Source organism: Rhodosalinus sp. (assembly GCF_041685465.1).
GTDB lineage: Bacteria > Pseudomonadota > Alphaproteobacteria > Rhodobacterales > Rhodobacteraceae > Rhodosalinus.
The window spans coordinates 1-2563 of the sequence record NZ_JAWLFS010000326.1; the positions used below are offsets into that span (position 1 = coordinate 1).

Annotated in this window: 4 protein-coding genes; all 4 read left to right on the forward strand. The window is 72.3% G+C overall.

Translation table 11 applies throughout. The features are described from left to right. The coding region (locus ACESL7_RS15205; RefSeq protein WP_372894139.1) for an aldo/keto reductase at positions 1-686 on the forward strand (686 nt) is incomplete at its 5' end. After that, positions 683-1342, forward strand: coding sequence for a DUF938 domain-containing protein (locus ACESL7_RS15210; RefSeq protein ID WP_372894140.1), 660 nt, complete (start codon positions 683-685; stop codon positions 1340-1342). The genes ACESL7_RS15205 and ACESL7_RS15210, both read left to right, overlap by 4 nt. Before the next feature lie 158 nt (positions 1343-1500). Continuing rightward, entirely contained in the window at positions 1501-1842 is a 342-nt protein-coding gene (locus tag ACESL7_RS15215; protein WP_372894141.1) for a carboxymuconolactone decarboxylase family protein, read from the forward strand. A gap of 103 nt (positions 1843-1945) precedes the next feature. Beyond that, positions 1946-2563: S49 family peptidase (locus tag ACESL7_RS15220; protein WP_372894142.1), on the forward strand; the 618-nt coding region annotated here is incomplete at its 3' end.

Genomic DNA, 2563 nt, shown 5'->3' on the forward strand with positions numbered 1-2563 from the left:
CGCCCGAGACGCTTCAGGCGCAGTTCGACGCGAGCCGCCGACGGCTCGGGATGGACCGGGTGGAGATCCTCTACCTCCACCGCTGGGACCCGGAGGCGCCGCTCGAGCGGACGATGGACTGGTTCGCCGAGACGCAGGCGGCGGGCAGGATCGCGCATATCGGCCTCTCGAACCTCGCCGCCTGGCAGGTGATGAAGGCACAGGCGCTCGCCGCCGCGCGCGGCACGCGGATCGACGTGATCCAGCCGATGTACAACCTCGTCAAGCGGCAGGCGGAGGTGGAGCTCCTGCCGATGTGCGCGGCCGAAGGCATCCTGCCGGTGCCCTACTCGCCCCTCGGCGGCGGGCTGCTGACGGGGAAATACGCGCGGGCCGGCGCCTCGGGCCGCCTGGCCCAGAACGACCGCTACGCGCGCCGCTACGGACCGCGCTGGATGCACGCGGCCGCCGCCGCGCTGACCGGGATCGCCGCGGAGCTCGGCACGCACCCGGCGACGCTCGCCGCGGCCTGGGTGGCTTCTCATCCCGCGCGGCCGGTGCCGATTCTCTCGGCGCGCTCGGCCGAGCAGCTCGCCCCCTCGCTGGAGGCGACCGCCTATCCGATGGACGACAGCCTGCGCGCGCGGCTCTCGGCGCTCACGCCCACGCCGCCGCCGGCCACCGACCGGCTGGAGGAACAGCAATGACCCGACGTCTCGACCTGCCCGACACCGCCTCCGTCGCCACGCCCGGCGACGGCGGCAGGCTCTGCGCGCCCTCGGCCGAGCGCAATGCCGGGCCGATCTGCGATCTCGTGTCGGCCCACGGCCCCGCGGAGGGCCGCGCGCTGGAGCTCGCCTCCGGCACGGGGCAGCACGCCGTGGCGCTCGCCCGTCATCTGCCCGGCCTCGACTGGCAGCCGAGCGAGCCCGACGCCGAGCGCCGCGCCTCGATCCGGGCCTGGGCGGCGGAGGCGGATCTGCCCAACCTGCGCGAACCGATGGAGATCGACGCCGCGCGTCCCGGCTGGGCGACGGAGTACGGGCCCTTCGACCTGATCCTGCTCGTCAATCTCTTCCACCTGATCCCCGAGGAGGACGCCCGCGCCATCGTGGCGGAGACCGCGCGCGCCCTCGCGCCCGGCGGCGCCTTCATCCTCTACGGCCCTTTCATGCGCGGCGGCGAGCTTACCTCCGAGGGCGACGCGCGCTTCCACGCGAGCCTCACGGCACAGGACCCGTCGATCGGTTACAAGGACGATTTCGACGTCACCGACTGGCTGCACGAGGCGGGCCTCAGCCTCGGCGCGCTGGTCGAGATGCCGGCCAACAACCTCGCCTTCGTGGCGCGCGCGCCGGGCTGAGCGGGCACCGGCCCTCGACGCGCTCGCGGGTCTGGGCATGAGCGCGGCACGGAGTGTCGCACCACCCACCTGACGTTACGTCCACCTGATCCGGATCAAGGTCGCCCCCGGAGGCCCGTGCTCTTTCGCCCGCGAAACGCAAGCGAGAGGGACAGGACATGGACTGGAAAAGCACGCTCGACTCGACGCGCGACGACCTGCGCGCGCTGAACAAGGCGATCCCCGAGACGGCGCGCGCCTTCGGCGGCCTCGGCAAGACGGTGAAGGAGAGCGGCGCGCTCGACTTCAAGACGAAGGAGTTCGTGGCGCTCGGCATCGCCGTGGCGACGAAGTGCGAATCCTGCATCGCCATCCACGTCGAGACGCTCATCAAGTGCGGCGCCACGCGCGACGAGGTCGCCGACGCGCTCGGCATGACGCTGCAGATGGGCGGCGGGCCGTCGATGATGTACGCGGCCAAGGCGCTGGCCTGCTACGACGCGCTCGCCGCGGAGGCCTGAGCGCCGGCGCCGCGGGGCGCTCCTGCGCCCCGCCGGGCATCGTCGCGGGCTTCTTTTCCGTGGCGACTTGTTCTGCCCCGCGGCGCAATCTACATGACCCATCATGGTCATTCGCCTGCCTTTCCTGTCACGTCACCCGGTCGTGGCCGTCGTCCGCATGACCGGCATGATCGGCGGGGGCGGGCGGGCCACGCTCGACGACCGCGCCATCGCGCCGGCGATCGAGCGGGCCTTCGCCCGAAAACCGGCCGCCGTCGCGCTCGAGATCAACTCGCCCGGCGGCTCGCCGGTGCAATCCTCGCTCATCGGCGCGCGCATCCGCCGGCTCGCCGACGAGACGAAGATCCCGGTGCACGCCTTCGTCGAGGACGTCGCGGCCTCCGGCGGCTACTGGATCGCGACGGCGGCGGACGACATCTGGGCCGACACGGGCTCGATCGTGGGCTCGATCGGCGTGATCTCTGCGAGCTTCGGCGCGCATGTCTTCCTCGCCCGACAGGGGCTGGAGCGGCGCGTCTACACCGCCGGCAAGTCCAAGACCCTGCTCGACCCCTTCGAACCGGAGAAGCCGGAGGACGTGGCGCGCATCCGCCGCCTTCTCGACCAGCTGCACGGCAGCTTCATCGAGCACGTCAAGACACGGCGGGGCGACCGTCTCGCCGACGAGCCGGACCTTTACACAGGCGAGATCTGGGTGGGACAGGCCGCGCAGGAGGTCGGG

Bases quoted from the DNA above. Each gene is read 5' to 3' on its own strand.
- ACESL7_RS15210 (WP_372894140.1), top strand. From the start codon at position 683: ATGACCCGACGTCTCGACCTGCCCGACACCGCCTCCGTCGCCACGCCC.
- ACESL7_RS15215 (WP_372894141.1), top strand. From the start codon at position 1,501: ATGGACTGGAAAAGCACGCTCGACTCGACGCGCGACGACCTGCGCGCG.